The 15,629-nt window shown below is 48.3% G+C and carries 16 protein-coding genes; 9 read left to right on the forward strand and 7 right to left on the reverse strand.

The window, feature by feature from the left end:
• The first annotated feature begins 183 nt into the window (after positions 1-183).
• The 3 genes from BC351_RS23625 to BC351_RS23635 all read left to right on the forward strand — a co-directional run bounded on the left by BC351_RS23625 (position 184) and on the right by BC351_RS23635 (position 3,464).
• Positions 184-1,221, forward strand: coding sequence for a copper amine oxidase N-terminal domain-containing protein (locus BC351_RS23625; protein WP_079415539.1), 1,038 nt, complete (start codon positions 184-186; stop codon positions 1,219-1,221).
• Positions 1,222-1,360: 139 nt separating this feature from the next.
• Positions 1,361-2,749: a threonine synthase gene (gene thrC / locus BC351_RS23630; RefSeq protein ID WP_079415541.1), complete on the forward strand. Its 1,389-nt coding sequence runs from the start codon at positions 1,361-1,363 to the stop codon at positions 2,747-2,749.
• A 208-nt stretch (positions 2,750-2,957) separates the two neighbouring features.
• Positions 2,958-3,464, forward strand: a complete 507-nt coding sequence (locus BC351_RS23635) for a hypothetical protein (RefSeq protein ID WP_079415905.1) — start codon at positions 2,958-2,960, stop codon at positions 3,462-3,464.
• Positions 3,465-4,066: 602 nt separating this feature from the next.
• On the opposite strand, the gene BC351_RS42400 is transcribed toward BC351_RS23635, so the two are convergent.
• The 3 genes from BC351_RS42400 to rlmN form a co-directional block, all read right to left on the reverse strand.
• Positions 4,067-4,690, reverse strand: coding sequence for a hypothetical protein (locus BC351_RS42400; RefSeq protein ID WP_079415542.1), 624 nt, complete (start codon positions 4,688-4,690; stop codon positions 4,067-4,069).
• On the reverse strand, positions 4,648-5,235 hold the full coding sequence (locus BC351_RS23645) for a DNA-3-methyladenine glycosylase (RefSeq protein ID WP_079415544.1): 588 nt from the start codon (positions 5,233-5,235) through the stop codon (positions 4,648-4,650). Before BC351_RS23645 ends, BC351_RS42400 begins: the two co-directional genes overlap by 43 nt.
• A 92-nt stretch (positions 5,236-5,327) precedes the next feature.
• Entirely contained in the window at positions 5,328-6,425 is a 1,098-nt protein-coding gene (rlmN, locus tag BC351_RS23650) for a dual-specificity RNA methyltransferase RlmN (RefSeq protein ID WP_079415546.1), read from the reverse strand.
• 248 nt (positions 6,426-6,673) lie between these two features.
• Between rlmN and BC351_RS23655 the strand changes: the two genes are divergently transcribed.
• The gene (locus BC351_RS23655) at positions 6,674-7,093 is read left to right on the forward strand and encodes a hypothetical protein (RefSeq protein ID WP_079415548.1); all 420 of its coding nucleotides are present in this window, start codon (positions 6,674-6,676) and stop codon (positions 7,091-7,093) included.
• Here BC351_RS23655 and pdxR read toward each other — a convergent pair.
• Complete coding sequence (gene pdxR / locus BC351_RS23660; RefSeq protein ID WP_079415549.1) at positions 7,088-8,512, reverse strand: MocR-like pyridoxine biosynthesis transcription factor PdxR; 1,425 nt, start codon at positions 8,510-8,512, stop codon at positions 7,088-7,090. The two genes, BC351_RS23655 and pdxR, sit on opposite strands and share 6 nt — an antisense overlap.
• A gap of 116 nt (positions 8,513-8,628) precedes the next feature.
• Here pdxR and BC351_RS23665 point away from each other — a divergent pair, with 116 nt between their 5' ends.
• Positions 8,629-9,516, forward strand: coding sequence for an arylamine N-acetyltransferase family protein (locus BC351_RS23665; RefSeq protein ID WP_079415551.1), 888 nt, complete (start codon positions 8,629-8,631; stop codon positions 9,514-9,516).
• Between the two features lie 65 nt (positions 9,517-9,581).
• On the opposite strand, the gene BC351_RS23670 is transcribed toward BC351_RS23665, so the two are convergent.
• Both BC351_RS23670 and BC351_RS23675 read right to left on the reverse strand, forming a co-directional pair.
• The gene (locus tag BC351_RS23670) at positions 9,582-9,905 is read right to left on the reverse strand and encodes a hypothetical protein (protein WP_079415553.1); all 324 of its coding nucleotides are present in this window, start codon (positions 9,903-9,905) and stop codon (positions 9,582-9,584) included.
• 180 nt (positions 9,906-10,085) lie between these two features.
• Positions 10,086-11,135, reverse strand: coding sequence for an NAD(P)/FAD-dependent oxidoreductase (locus BC351_RS23675; protein WP_079415555.1), 1,050 nt, complete (start codon positions 11,133-11,135; stop codon positions 10,086-10,088).
• A gap of 173 nt (positions 11,136-11,308) precedes the next feature.
• On the opposite strand from BC351_RS23675, the gene BC351_RS23680 reads away from it, so the two are divergent.
• The 4 genes from BC351_RS23680 to BC351_RS23695 are packed head-to-tail and all read left to right on the forward strand — an operon-like array spanning position 11,309 to position 15,079.
• A complete protein-coding gene (locus tag BC351_RS23680) occupies positions 11,309-12,154 on the forward strand; it encodes an ABC transporter ATP-binding protein (RefSeq protein ID WP_079415557.1) in 846 nt (281 codons plus the stop codon).
• Positions 12,105-13,055 carry an iron-hydroxamate ABC transporter substrate-binding protein gene (locus BC351_RS23685; RefSeq protein ID WP_079415559.1) on the forward strand — a complete coding sequence of 317 codons (951 nt, stop codon included), beginning with the start codon at positions 12,105-12,107 and terminating at the stop codon, positions 13,053-13,055. Before BC351_RS23680 ends, BC351_RS23685 begins: the two co-directional genes overlap by 50 nt.
• 21 nt (positions 13,056-13,076) lie before the next feature.
• A complete protein-coding gene (locus BC351_RS23690; protein WP_079415561.1) occupies positions 13,077-14,075 on the forward strand; it encodes a FecCD family ABC transporter permease in 999 nt (332 codons plus the stop codon).
• The gene (locus BC351_RS23695) at positions 14,072-15,079 is read left to right on the forward strand and encodes a FecCD family ABC transporter permease (protein ID WP_079415563.1); all 1,008 of its coding nucleotides are present in this window, start codon (positions 14,072-14,074) and stop codon (positions 15,077-15,079) included. The genes BC351_RS23690 and BC351_RS23695 overlap by 4 nt, the downstream gene beginning before the upstream one ends.
• 107 nt (positions 15,080-15,186) lie before the next feature.
• Here BC351_RS23695 and BC351_RS23700 read toward each other — a convergent pair whose 3' ends face one another.
• Positions 15,187-15,450 carry a hypothetical protein gene (locus tag BC351_RS23700; protein ID WP_144028504.1) on the reverse strand — a complete coding sequence of 88 codons (264 nt, stop codon included), beginning with the start codon at positions 15,448-15,450 and terminating at the stop codon, positions 15,187-15,189.
• Positions 15,451-15,629: the final 179 nt, after the last annotated feature.

Consider the following 15,629-nt stretch of genomic DNA (forward strand, 5'->3'; position numbering starts at 1 on the left):
TTTTATCGGTTCAGTTGAGGGAAGTCTACATCTTATCCGGTTTTAATTAAACTTTCCGGTCGCTGCTGCTCCTCTTCACCAAGGATTCCCTTTTATGAAAAACTGCAACATTCTTCAAGCCTCTCCCGTTAAAGAAGATAGACAAGCAAACACAAAACTTACATACAGGAAGGAATTACAACTATGAAAACTACCATGAAAAAGACGCTAGCCGTTCTCTCCTTATCCGCTATGATGACAACAGGAGCTGCTTATGCAGCAACGAATGAAACCGCACAAACCACTTCTATTATGCCCGTCAATGCCACAGCACCCTCCTCGGTCTCTGTCCAAGTGAATGGTGGAGCTATATCTGAACATGGCTACTTGAAAACTGCCGCAAATGAGCCTATGCTCCCTCTTCGCGCGGTGACAGAAGGCTTGGGCTTCACTCTGACTTGGAACCAAGATACGATGTCCGTTGATTTGAATAAAGGCAATGTCTTTACAACCGTTAAAACGGGCGAAGATCGCTATACGATTAATAAAATGCTCACAACGCTAGGTTCGGCGCCAGAGCTGGTGGATAACAAACTATATGTCCCAGCTTCCTTTGTCAGCAAAGTGCTGCATGGTTCAGTGACAACAGAAGGGACTAAAGTATCCGTCGCCATGAAAGATGATCAGAAGAAAGTGCAAGCGACTGGCGTCATTACTTCGATTCGTACCACTGGGGATAATGCAGCCATTCAAATCCAAGGCATCAACACCGAGGGCATCGTGCTTAATGTAAGCAAGGAGACCGAATATCAAATGCTGGATGGCACTAAGCTTAGTCTTTCCGATCTTCATATCGGTTTAACCGTGTCGGCCGAGCATGCGATGTTCGCAACCCTTAGCTTGCCTCCGCAAACGCCTGCTTCCAAGCTGACCGTTCTGGATACAGCTAAACACGCAGGGACAATTGGAACCTCAGGCACGGTTGAAGAAGTGCGTACAGATGATAAAGGCAACACCAGTATTCGGGTTAAAGGCACAGGATTAACGGAAACTGCACCAGGTGAAGTGGTTCTTCAATTGAGCAGCGACACCGCCATCGTTGATAAAAACGGGGATAAAGTGGACAAAGCTGCACTCGTGAAGGGCGCTAATGTTATCGGTTTTTACGGCCCTGCCTTGACAAAAAGCCTGCCTCCAATCGGCAACGCGTGGAAAGTCATTGTAGCCGCTAAAGAAGAATAGGTCTTAGAGGAGAGAAACCTTCCACGCTTCTGCTGGGAGGTTTCTTTGTTTTTCTTCGTGCATGTTGGCGTATCGCACTGTCCAAATGGACTGATTTTTGATACAATAACTGAAAATTCATTCGAATAAGGGGACTCATATGGAATACATTAGCACACGTGGAAAAGTAGAACCCCTCGGCTTTATCGACGCTATCCTGATGGGATTGGCGAACGACGGCGGTTTGCTTGTACCTAAGAATATCCCGCAGCTCTCCAAGGAGACCTTGCAAAAGTGGCAAAACCTCTCCTACTCGGAGCTTGCGCTAGAAATCTTCTCCTTGTACGTGAACAACGAAATCCCGCGCGATGAACTGAAGCAGCTTGTTGACGATAGCTACGCGACGTTCCGCGACGAAGCGGTAACGCCTGTGAAGCGTCTGAACGACGGTACGTATGTGCTCGAATTGTTCCACGGCCCTACATTCGCTTTCAAAGATATTGCTTTGCAATTCTTAGGCAACCTCTATGCGTATGTATCCCGCAAAACGAACTCCATCATCCACATCCTGGGGGCAACCTCCGGCGATACCGGCGCTTCGGCCATTGAAGGCGTGCGCGGCAAAGAAGGCATTCGCATCTGTATCCTTCATCCGCACCAGAAGGTAAGCCAAGTTCAGGAATTGCAAATGACAACGGTTGACGATGCCAATGTGCTGAATCTATCCGTTGAAGGCACTTTCGATGACTGCCAGCGCATCATCAAAGAGCTTTTTGCCGATGTAGAGTTCAAGCATCGCTATCACCTGCGTGCCATTAACTCGATTAATATCGCGCGCATTTTGGCCCAAACGGTGTACTACTTCTACGCCTACTTCCAATTAGCGAAAAACAATCAAGCCGAGAAGGTCAACTTCAGCGTGCCAACAGGGAATTTCGGTGATATTTTTGCCGGTTATCTGGCCCAGAAGATGGGTCTTCCAATTCATAAGCTCATTCTTGCTACGAATGAAAACAACATTCTTGAGCGCTTCGTCCAAGAAGGCGTCTACCAACCGGGCGCATTCCGCGGCACCTACAGCCCATCCATGGATATTCAAGTGGCCAGCAATTTCGAGCGCTACTTGTTCTATCTCTACGGCGAAGATGCTGAAGCTGTCACTGCGATCATGGAGCAGTTCAAAGCCGAGGGCCGCGTCGTTATCCCTGCCGACAAGCTGCAAGTTGTGCAGTCTGATTTTGCCGCCTATGGCGTGAAGAACGAAGAGTGTCTGGATACGATCAGCGACTACTATGAGAAATATGCGTATCTGCTCGATCCGCATACGGCTTGCGGCGTCGCCGCTGCCGACAAAATTGTGGCAGACGGCGAAGTGACAGTCGCGTTATCGACGGCACATCCGGCGAAATTCGATGAGTCCATCCGTTTACGCAACATTAAACAAACGTACCCTGCGCAGATTCAGGCATTGTTCGATAAGCCCCAATTCCAAACGGTAGTTGGCGGCACGAATGACGAGATCAAGGATCAGCTCGTGAAGTTCTTCTAAAATAGCGAAAAGCCTCTAAGACACGATTGGTCTTGGAGGCTTTTCTTATTTAATCGGCTTAGGTGATTGTTGAGTGGTCCCTTGTAAAAAATCAGTCTTCCGACCGATATCCTTTCTCCCTTGAGTAGGAAGACAGGTGCAAGGCATCATGCTATCCTTAGGGTAGTGGATTACGCGAAAATATGATTAGGAGTTGAATATGTTGAATTTGAGTCGCAGCGCCTTTCTAGGCCCTATCTTGATTCTATTGGGGATTTTTATGTTTCTAAAAGGGGACGTTTCTTTCTCTACCGGAACGATCTTCGAGTATTTCTGGCCAACCCTATTCGTCATTCCCGTCGGCATATTCTTTCATTGGATGTATTTCTTCATCCTTCAGCGCAGAGGCGTAGGGCTCTTGGTCCCTGGCGGGATCGTGCTAACGGCGGGTATCGTTTGCCAAATCTCTACGTTGTTCGACATCTGGCATCTCATGTGGCCTGGATTCATGCTCGCCGTCGCCATCGGACTCTTCGAATTGTATTGGTTCGGCGGCCGCAATAGATGGCTGCTCATTCCGATTAACATTCTAGCTGTCATGTCGTTGTTATTCTTCGCCATTTTCTCCATCGGCTCCATTTTCGGCACTCTGTTCCACAACCAGTCCATCATTGCCATCGTGCTCATAATCGCAGGCGGGTTGATGATGGTTATGCGCAACCGCCAATCCTATTAGGATTTACGTAGCAGCCCCTGCTATGAAGTCACACATCTGCAAATAAGGAAAGAAGAAGCTGCCCATATGCCGAATTTAGTAAGTAAGCGTCGATAGATGTTGGGGTTGATTACTTTTCATGTGGGATGAAGGGGCTTCCTGATCAGGCTTCCTGATCAGTTCAGATCAGCTCAGTTCAGTTCCCCCGAGTGTAAAAGCCTGCAAAAATACAGGAATTCCTGGGCGAATTCGGTTAAAAAGTGGAAATGCCTGCAATTGCGCAGGCATTTTTATCTTTTTCGGCCGCTCATCCCGAAAAAGCCTCAAAAACCTGCACATACGCAGGAATTTAATCGTTGCGGCTATTTTATGAGCGAAAAAGATGTATAATTGCAGTTTAGAGAAAGCAACTCCCAGCTACAGGCCGAGGATGATAGTCTCCAATGTGTGAATGTACCTGTTTCGTCCGTGTACCGGTGCCCCGCAAAGTAACTGTTAGTGCTTTCCATCAATAAGCGGGTTTAGAGTTCCATTTACCAGCTGCTGCTCATTGCAGAGGGAACTACAGTCCGCTATTTGAGCCAAATTGGGGCATTCCGCTTGCCTAGCGGAACTACAGGGTCTTATATCTCCCAAATCTGCGCTTTCCTCGGTGAAACTGATGAAATAGCGGATCGTAGTTCCCTCTGAGGTGCAAAAGAGGCGATTTTGGCACAAATAGGGGAACGTAGTTCCCTTTGAGACGCTGGAGAGACGGTGTTCCGGGGTTCCGGCTCTCCGGGTATCCGCTTTTCCGCGTTTCCGGCTTTTCGGCTCTCCGGGTATCCTGCTCTCCTGCTCCCTGCTCTCCTGCTTCTCCTGCTTCTCCTGCTCTCCTGCTCTCCTGCTTCTCCTGCTTCTCCTGCTCTCCTGCTCTCCTGCTCTTCTGCTCTCCTGCTCTCCTGCTCTCCTGCTCCCTGCTCTCCTGCTTCTCCTGCTTCTCCTGCTTCTCCTGCTCTCCTGCTTCTCCTGCTTCTCCTGCTCTCCTGCTTCTCCTGCTTCTCCTGCTCTCCTGCTTCTCCTGCTTCTCCAGCTTCTCCTGCTATCCTGCTCTCCTGCTCTCCTGCTCTCCGGCTCTCCTGCTCTCCGCGTTTCCGGGCTTTCCGCTGTTCCACCAGCCAATAGCGGATTCTAATCCATCCCGCAACTGCATAAGCTTCATCCCTTATCTCGACACGAACGGGTTGCCCTCCACCCAGAACCGCCAAGGATACGCCTTGGCTTCTCCGCTATTCTCGATGCCGATTCTCGGTCCGGCAGCAATCGTTCCGGCAGCCCTTCCTTCGGCGATGTACAGCGGCTGCTCGCAGAGCAGCGTTCCGTAATCCGCCATCGTAATGCCCATCGCCTTAGTCAGCTTGCCTGGGCCGTTGGTAAGCTCCTTCAGCTTCTTGTCCTTGCCTCGGCGCTCCAACATGCTTTCCACGCCCACACTGGGCTCGACAGCCCTTATCAGCACCGCTTCGGGGCAGCCAGCCTCCCCGCTTACGACATTCACGAGGCAATGCGTGTGCATCGCATACGTGTACGCGTATCCAGGAGGACCGAACATCACTTCCGTTCGCGGCGTTCTGCGATGACCGAAACTGTGCGCTGCCCGGTCCCCTGGCCCGATGTAAGCTTCCGTTTCAACGATCCAACCAGATGCGATGCCAGTGGGGGTTTCCTTCACGAGCAGCATGCCGAGCAGCGCTCTGGCTAATTCAAGTGTGGGCTTCCTGAAAAAAGAAGCCTCCACGGGCTGATATAACACAACCAAACACCTCCTGTCTCATTGAAAAAAGAACCCAATCAGCGCGCTGATGGGTCCCCTATCTCGTCTTGCCAAAATCCCTTAATCCACAATCAACCAACCACTACTTGGCCCTGCCCAAGGTTATCCCCTGAGGATTGTTTAATCTGCTTGCTTCGCAGTTGTCCACAAGCGGCATCAATGTCTGTTCCGTGTTCAAGGCGAACGCTGCAGCTGATGCCTTGCTTTTTCAACGTGTCATAGAAAGCCCGCACAGATTCCCGCTCACTGCGTTGATATTGACTGTGTTCATCCACCGGATTGTAAGGAATTAAATTCACATTCGCCAGCTGCCGGATGTGCTGAATGAGCTCGGCGAGCTGAAGCGCGTGCTCTTTCCCGTCGTTGACATCCTTCAGCAGAATATATTCGAGCGTAATTCTCCGGTTCGTTTTGTCCAAATAATACTCGATCGCCTTCATCAGCTTCTCGATCGGAATCGCTTTGTTGATTTTCATGATTCGTGTACGAAGCTCGTTCGTTGGAGCATGCAAGGAAATCGCTAAATTTACCTTCAAATCCGAGTCGGCAAATTCGATAATTTTGTCAGCAAGACCGCTGGTTGAGACCGTAATATGACGCGCCGCGATATCGAGTCCTTTTTGATCCTTTACGACGCGGATGAAATCCACCATGTTTTTGAAATTGTCGAAAGGTTCACCGATGCCCATGACGACGATGTGACTGACGTGTTCGTTTTCGCCTTTTTTGTCCAAATGAAACTGAACCTTCATAATTTGTTCCACGATTTCGGCGCTGGTCAAATCACGGCTTTTGGCCAATAACCCGCTTGCGCAGAAGCTGCAGCCGATATTGCAGCCGACCTGCGTCGTCACACACACGGACAATCCATATTTGTGCCGCATCAACACGGTCTCGATCAAATTGCCATCATGCAGCTTAAAAAGAAATTTAATCGTGCCATCTGCTGATTCTTGTTTCAAATGTTCGGTCAAGGTTTCGGTGACGAAGTGGGCCTCCAACGTATTTAGGCAGTCCTGCTTCACCTCTGTCATTGCCGCGAAATCCGTGACCCGCTTCCGATATAAGCCGTCCCATACTTGCAGTGCGCGGGATTTTTTATGTCCATGTTCGGCCAGCGATGCGGCCAGCTGATCAAACGTTAATCCATAGATGGATTGTTTATTCATTGGTTTTCCTCTTTTCAAGACTTCCACGTTCAGTCCTAGTCTACTAAGCAGCCGAAGCATACCATCTGTTTATTATTGTGCCAAAAATCAGTCGCGAAAACAAGGGCAGTTCGCTGCCAACTCCTGCTTCCCTAACTCCTTCTCATTTTACCAGCAAGATTGTCAAAAATACGCTCATCTACTAATCTATCAATCCAAACGATCCGCACGTTTATCACATAGGATAAAGAAAAAGGAAGTGAGTACACATGGCATCCCAAACACAAAAAACACCCGTGTATTTCAACAAAAAAGTGACCTATTTAAATAAGCGCCGCTTCATTTCTGCACACATGCCTTTCACAACAGCCTCGTGGCGTATCCTTGCCCATCAGACAAAAGGTATTCTGATTACGAATGTCGCTCGCAGCGGTCTTGTAACCGGAACGGTATTCGGAAATCCGCTTCGCGGCTGGTATGATAAACATTCCGGCAAGATCGTATTTCTGCAATTTGTAAAAGGGAACCCAAGCACTGGCGGGAATCAGCCGTTCTATCAAGGCCAACTTCAAAAATCGCTTGCCGATAATAGTTTCACAATAACAGGAAGCTTGATGCCCGTTGGCGGAGACACCTCTGCCGGGCTCGCAACATGCCAATGGTCCGCTGATGCAATCATCTTATTATAGAAACGACCAAGCCTTTTTTAACCGCAGCAAGCCGCTTTCCATCTCCGCTTCACTAATCCCGCCAAATCCTAAGTAAACCTTGGGATCGCCCGCTGCATCAGCATTCTGATCCATCCATGCGCCGCGCATATCGTAGATGCGAACCCCATGGTCTGCAGCCATTTGAACTAATTGCTCAGCCTTAAGCTGTGTTTTGACACTAATTTGAATATGAAGCCCTGCGCTGTGTCCTGTAATTTCTACCTGATCGGCAAAATGGGCGCTTATCTTTTCCATCAATGTGCTATGCTTCTTCCGGTACGTATTGCGCATTCGCCGAATATGACGAAACCAATGTCCCTGCTCGATAAAAGACTGCATCGCCCACTGCTCGATACGCGAGGGACTGGACAGGAGCGCTTGCAGGCTTTCCATCTTGCGAATTAATGTCATCGGCAGCACCATGTAGTTCATTCGCAAGGCTGGCGTAAAAGCTTTGGAAAACGTTCCGATGTAAATAACTCTGCCCTGATGATCCAAGCTTTGCAGCGAAGGAATAGGCTTGCTGAAATAACGGAACTCACCGTCATAATCGTCTTCTATGATATAAGCTTTCCTTTCACTTGCCCAGTTAAGCAATTGTGCTCGTTCGGCGTATGGAATTACGCTGCCCGTAGGAAACTGATGGGAAGGCGTCACATAGACCAGTTGGGCAGAGCTCTTCTCAAGCTCATCTATCGAAAGCCCCTTATTTCCGATGGAAATCGGGGTGATCGCGAATCGACTTATACCGAAGTGATCCCGAACTTTGGGGAATCCCGGTTCCTCCATCGCTATATGCGGATACTCCGCAAGCAATTTGGTCAGAATACTCATGCTGTAAGAGATCCCCGAACCGATAATGATCTGTTCCGGCGAGCAGACCACCCCTCGTGCTTGTCTGATATAATCAGCGATTACGGCCCGGAAGGCGTACTCGCCTTGCGGGTCGCCGTACTGGCACAGGAGCTCTGCAGAGTTTTCCAGCGCTTCATTCAACATCTTTCTCCAGATGCGGAAAGGAAAGGTTTGAACATCCAAGCTGGTAGGGTTGAAGTCAATGACATGCGGCGCAGATGACATTCGTTGGCTCGATGGCCGCAAGGCTGCATCGATGTTGTGGGTTATAGGAGCTTGCACCAGGGCATGCTCAGGCTTAAACGCATTGATCGCATACAAGCCGGAACGCGGTTTGCTGACAACGTATCCCTCTGACGACAACATTTGATACGCTGTTTCGATGGGCGTTTTACTGATGTGCAGCTGCATTTGCAGCGTTCGGACAGAGGGCATGCGCGCGCCGTTCGCAATGGCTCCGCTTCGAATTTGCTGGCGAATTTGCGTATACAGCTGGAGATATAGGGGATCATGGCTTTGCTCGGACAGCCATATTTCGAACATAAACTCCCTCCTATCTGTCTTCTAAGAAAATCAAAAACTGACCATTTATAAGCGGTCAGTTTTATTATAAAGTTTACCTATAGATCAAACAATATTCACATGATCGAAAGAGGTGAATGCAGACCATGTTAACCAAATCCGAAATTCAAAGTTATTTAAACCGACTAGGCGTGAAAGATATCGAACTTCCGACCAAAGCTTACTTGTTCGAGCTGCATAGAGCTCATGTCGAGAAGATTCCTTGGCAGACTCTGGATACCTTCGCAGGAAAGCCTATGGGCATCGACTTCAAGGATTCCATCCAGTTGATGCTTAGTGGGCGCAGCGGTTACTGCTTTCACCTGAATGGTGCTTTCCTCACCTTGCTTCGTTCTTTGGGATACCGCGTCTCCATGCACCGCGCTGGTGTGCAGCCTCTTGGCGAAGAACCAAGAATCAACTCCTTCCACCTCGGCTTGACCGTGAACCTCGCGGCGGATCAAGAGGAAGAAGATCGCTGGATCATTGATGCCGGGCTTGGCGATATGCCTTATGAGCCGATTCCTCTAAGGCACGGAAGCTATGAGCAATCGTCTTTCCTATATAAGCTAGTAGAATCTCCCGTTGCTTCACGCGGCTGGCGGCTGGAACACGATGTCCTCGGCCCCTATACAGGCGTAGATTACGCTCCTGAAGTGGTTGACGATATCGGCCTATTTAAGCCTCAACATGCGCATTACTCCCTATCGCCGGAATCCCCATGGAGACGTATCTTCCTCCTTCGACAACGACATGCGACCGGAAGCAATGAGCTTCGGGGCTGCGTATGGGTGAAGCGTGAGCTTCAGCAGGTGGAGAAGATCGAGCTTCCAACCAAGTCACAGTGGCTTGAGGTGCTTGCGGATGTATTCGGCGAACATCTCGTCCATTACAGCAGCATTGAGCGCGATGAGCTGTGGCATAGAATCTATGAGGAGCACGAGGACTGGAAGAAACGACAAGATAGCCTTGCATCGGCGAATTAAACATATAAAAAGGATCCTCCTCTGCCGATAGATGGCTGCAGGAAGATCCTTTTTGGATACTCACACTAACGAATTATTTTCTCAAAGGAAGGGATTCGTACCCGCTCGCTGGTTTCCTCAATCGGCGAATCCGACTCATGAAAGTAGCGGTTCAGATACATTTTCTTCAGCTGAACATATAAGTTGGTACTTCGCAAGTAGGTAATGATTCTGCAAATCAGTTGCATATGCTTCGTGTCCTCAATGCCGGAGGAGATGTTGAACAAGGTATTCAAGCTCCCTATTCCTTGGTCCTTGTTGATGGTCCCGCTTTCCAAATCCTTCAAAACCCGTTCAATTTCACGGTCAATAAAAAAGACTGCCCCTATCTTGGTTCTATGATCTACCACTGACGGCACCTCCCAGACGATGTAACCAAATCGTACAACACCTAGCTTGTAATATCTGTCGAAGCAAGGGGTGTGAGATATACGTCTTTTTCAGGAAATACACGGGATCGTGTCACGTTTTGTAAAAGAGTAGACAAGAGGAACCTCCTTGTCCGTCCCTCCGTTCATTTCCTGGGAAAGCTAGGACATCATTTGCTTCACGAGTTCGCGGTTGCGCTGCTTGAAGACGTCATTATGCGATGAAACCATGCCATAACCTTTGGCATCAGGCTGTATATATTGTTTGGCTTTATTGACGGCATTGGCAGCATCTTGGAAAGCTCCGGCGATTAAATGTACTTTGCCTTCGTAGTTCAGAATATCGCCAGCCGCATAAATGCCCGGAATCGAGGATTCGCTGAATACATTTCCTGCGATGTAATAATCATCTTTGATAGCAATGTCCACTTCACTGTTCTCCAGCAAGGTAGTGTCTCGTTCATAGCCGTGATTAATGATCACTTCATCCACCGTTACATAGGAAGTTTCTCCCGTATCCGTGTTTACCAGCTCCACACGTTCAATCGCTTCATGATTGGCACCCGCGATCAGCTTGCTAATAGACGAGTTAAAGAAGCACTCAACCGAGCTCTCCATCAGCTGCCTAGCCTGCGCCTCATGACCAGCCAATCCGTCTTTGCGATACGTTAAATAAACCTTCGATGCAACAGGCTCCAGTTCGTTAGCCCAATCAATCGCCGAATTTCCTCCACCTGAAATAATGACTGTTTTACCTTTAAAATGCTCCAAGGACTTCACCGTATAGTTTAAATTCGAAACCTCGTAGCGCTCTGCGCCTTCGATTTCCAGCTTCTTAGGGTTCAAAATTCCTCCGCCCACGGCAACAATCACGGTTTTGGAATAGTGCTTCTGCCCTGACGATCCCAGCAATTCGAAAATGCCTTCTTCATTCCGTCTGATCGACTCGACCTTCTCATTAAGAACAACCTCAGGCTGGAACGTGAGACCTTGCTCGACCAGCTTCTCAATCAGCTTCGCGCCTGGAATTGGTGTATGACCACCGACATCCCAGATCATTTTCTCCGGATAAACATGGACTTTGCCACCCAATTGATCTTGATACTCAATAATCTTCGTTTTCATTTCTCGTAATCCGCTATAAAAACTGGAATAAAGTCCGGCCGGACCTCCTCCAATAACCGTCACATCGAATAATGCTGATTCATTCATTTCTGTTCACTCCTTATCATTATAGTGAAATTGATTATCATTATCATTTAAATATACGGTTATTTTTTTCATTTTACAACAGAAACCTGTTGACAACTCCTCTACGCTTGCCTTAAAGTGTTTGTGATATGATAATGATTATCAGTATCAAGATATAACGTGGAGGTGTTAACTTGGCTCGCCTATATATAAATGATCTCAACATTGGTTATGGAGAACGCCTGATTGTCAAAAATCTAAGCGTAGCTATTCCCGACCAGCAAATAACGACGATTATTGGGGCTAACGGCTGCGGTAAATCCACGCTTCTCAAAGCAACTACGCGCATTATTTCACATCAATCGGGGTCGATTGTTTTAGATGGAGCGCTGATTTCCAAAGAAAATACGAAAGCACTAGCCAAGAAAATGGCTATTCTTCCTCAAGCTCCAGAAAGCGCAAGTGGATTAACCGTAGGTGAGCTTGTCTCCTATGGCCGTTTTCCGTATCAATCCGGCTTAGGCCGTTTAACGAAAAAAGACTATGACGTCATCGAATGGGCCCTAGAAGTGACAGGCACGACAGATTTTAAATACCGTCCTGTTGATTTATTGTCCGGCGGCCAACGGCAGCGTGTTTGGATCGCAATGGCGCTTGCTCAAGAAACTGACATCATCTTCCTTGATGAGCCTACCACCTACTTGGATCTAGCTCATCAACTAGAGGTTCTCGAGCTGCTCCAAAGGCTCAATAGAGAACAAGGCCGCACGATTGTCATGGTGCTTCATGATTTGAATCAAGCCGCCCGCTTCGCGGACTATTTGATTGCGCTCAAAGATGGTGAAATCGTCAAAGCCGGCAATTGTGAAGAAGTGATGCAGCATGAAGTGCTTAAAGAAGTTTTTCAGATTGACGCTGAGATTGGGCGAGATCCTCGAACCAACAAACCGATGTGCGTAACCTACAATTTATTAAAAGGAGATTCCACCCATGAAAAAGCTACTGCTCCCGTTCCTGCTATGCTTGGTGCTGGCTCTTAGCGCTTGTTCTTCCACTACACCTAAAGAAACGACTTCACCGAAAGCAGCAGCCAATGCCAAAGCGGATACGAAAGCGGACAGCCCATCAGGGACAATCACTTATCAATCCGAAAATGGTCCCATTCAAGTTCCAGCCAACCCACAGCGTGTTATCGTTCTTTCTTCCTTTGCGGGGAATGTAATGGCGCTTAAAGTAAATCTGGTTGGTGTAGATTCCTGGTCCAAAATAAATCCAAACTTCGAGAAAACATTAAAAGATGTGCAAGAGGTTTCCGATGAAAATTTGGAAAAAATCATTGAATTGAAGCCGGATCTGATCATCGGTCTTTCCAATGTCAAAAACGCCGATAAATTAAAACAAATCGCTCCAACGGTTACGTATACATACGGAAAAGTGGACTATTTAAAACAACAATTGGAAATCGGCAAGCTTTTGAATAAAGAAAAAGAAGCTGCGGCTTGGGTAGACGACTTCAAGAAACGTGCAGGGCAAGCAGGTACGGAAATTAAAGCCAAAATCGGTGCTGACAAAACCATCTCGGTTATCGAAAGCTTTGACAAGCAGCTCTATGTCTTCGGCGACAATTGGGGCCGTGGCACGGAAATTCTTTATCAAGAAATGAAGCTGGCTATGCCGCAAAAGGTGAAAGAAATGGCTTTGAAAGAAGGCTACTATGCCTTGTCTGCGGAAGTGCTTCCTCAATACATGGGCGACTATGTCATTTTTAGTAAAAACCCGGATGCCGATAACAGCTTCCAAAAAACAGATACTTACAAAAATACGCCAGCAGCTAAAAATAATCATGTATACGAAGCCAATGCCAAAGAATTCTATTTCAATGATCCATTAACCCTAGAATTCCAATTGAATTTCTTTATCAAGAACCTACTCGGTAAATAATACGGCAAGGAGCGTTCTTGAATGAACCATTCCATTTCATTTGTCTTTAAACTCATTGTCAGTATAGTCGCATTCGTGGGCTGTTTTCTTGTAGCCATGGTATTCGGAGCAGCCGATACGACCGTCAAGGACGTCTGGCAGGCTCTAGCCACTAACTTGAGCGGAGATACGCTTACGATCATTCGCGAACTGCGATTGCCCCGTGAAGTCGCAGCGATCTTCGTTGGAGCGGCTTTGGCTGTCTCCGGCGCCATCATGCAGGGCATTACCCGAAATCCCCTTGCTGACCCTGGCTTGCTTGGGCTAACTGCCGGTGCCAATGCGGCGCTGGCTTTCACCATAGCCTTTATGCCATCTACCAATTACTTTGGTATTATGATTGTTTGTTTCATTGGAGCGGCGATAGGTGCTGTGATGGTTTTTGGGATAGGCGCTATGAAAAAAGGCGGCTTCTCGCCTCTTCGCATCGTATTAGCGGGGGCTGCGGTATCCGCATTCTTATACGCGGTGGCCGAAGGAATCGGTCTTTCCTTCAAAATCTCCAAAGAAGTGTCCATGTGGACGGCAGGCGGACTCGTGGGTACTTCGTGGGGGCAATTGCAAATTATTGTGCCTTTTATCATCGTCGGGACACTGATTGCCCTTTTTTTGTCCAGACAGCTGACTGTACTCAGCTTAAGCGAGGAAGTGGCCTTGGGCCTTGGGCAGAAGACCGTTCAAATCAAAGCCACGCTTTTTATCGTGATCATTTTACTTGCTGGCGCCTCCGTTGCCTTGGTTGGAAACATGGCCTTCATAGGCTTGATGATCCCTCACATTGTTCGGGCGATCGTTGGCACCGACTATCGTTTCATTATTCCGATGTCAGCGATTCTGGGCGCTGCCTTCATGCTCCTGGCGGATACGCTTGGACGCACAATCCACGCTCCTTATGAAACACCTGTGGCCGCGATTGTGGCCATGCTGGGGCTGCCTTTCTTCCTGTTTATCGTACGTAGAGGGGGCAAAGCATTGCCATGATACATCCGGCTGTTCTTAGAAAGCAAAGGCTGCTCATTCTTGGGGGCTTCGTGTTTATTATTCTCACCATCATTATCGGTATGGGGATGGGCTACTCTTCGCTATCGTATAACCGATTAATTCCAACCCTGCTTGGTCATGGAACGTTCAAAGAGGAGTTCGTCCTCTTCTCGATCCGCTTGCCGCGTATTGCGATAACCTTGCTGTCCGGCATGGCCCTTGCCTTATCGGGCTCAATCTTGCAAGGCATTACCCGCAATGACTTGGCAGATCCCGGCATTATTGGCATCAATGCGGGTGCTGGTGTTGCCGTTGCCGTATTCTTTCTTTATTTTCCAATCAAAGCAGGCACCTTTGTCTACCTGCTTCCGCTAGTCGCATTCATTGGCGCTGTCCTTACGGCAGCATGCATTTACGTGCTATCCTATAGCCGAAAAACAGGTCTTCAGCCCGTTCGGTTGGTCCTTATCGGGGTTGGCTTTTCCTTGGCGCTATCAGGCATTATGATTGTCGTAATCTCCTCGGCCGAGCGCTCCAAAGTGGATTTTATCGCCAAATGGCTGGCAGGGAATATTTGGGGAGCTGACTGGCCATTTGTATGGGCGCTGCTCCCATGGCTGATTATTTTGATTCCTTTTACGCTGTATAAAGCGAATCGTTTGAACCTGCTCGGGCTGAACGAACCTGTAGCTGTCGGCGTTGGCGTATCCGTCGAAAAAGAGCGCATTGTGCTGCTTTTGACCGCAGTCGCCCTTGCCGCTTCCGCGGTTTCCGTCACAGGCGGCATCAGCTTTATTGGCTTGATGGCCCCCCACATTGCCAAAGCTTTCGTGGGACCGAGAAACCAATTATTCATTCCGCTCGCTATCCTGATTGGCGGCTGGCTGCTCCTGCTGGCAGATACGATTGGCCGCAATATTATTGGACCTGACGGCATTCCCGCGGGGATTATGGTTGCCCTGATTGGAGCCCCATACTTTATGTATCTGCTGTTGAAAAAGTAAGTGAGTGAGTGAGTGAGCCCTTTCTAGAGGGCTTAGCTTAGATCAACAAACCTCTTAAAAGGCTTCACAGACTGGAAAAGGCGTCCGAATGGGCGCCTTTTTGCAGTTCATATGGGGGGGCTGGCTCTCCCTATAGGGAGAGTTCTTGAATGCTTCCTCCTTAGTCGCTCCGCGGCGAGTCGCATCTTACTTCCCAGGACATCAATATATTGGAGAAGCAGAAGGTCATAACCTGATCCCGCTGCAATTGGAGCAGCGAGGTGGAGCAGCAAGATAACTTGCTCCGCTGTGTGGTCTGCGAAGCAAGGCCCGCTGTAGATGATCGCCAGCTTCTTCTGGACCTCTCGGGAAGCGGTAGTTGTTCTTCTCATTGGAATTTCTCCAATGAATCTTCCTTCAAAAAGCAGAGAGCAAGCTTTCATTGGAAATAATCCAATAGAAATGTCCATTCAAACCTCAAAATGCTGCTTTTGGATTATCCATTGGAGTTTTTCCAATGAAACCGTCCTTCAAGCTCTTCAAACTAGCTTTCATTGGAATTAATCCAATG

The organism is Paenibacillus ferrarius (assembly GCF_002027705.1).
GTDB classification, from domain to species: domain Bacteria; phylum Bacillota; class Bacilli; order Paenibacillales; family NBRC-103111; genus Paenibacillus_E; species Paenibacillus_E ferrarius.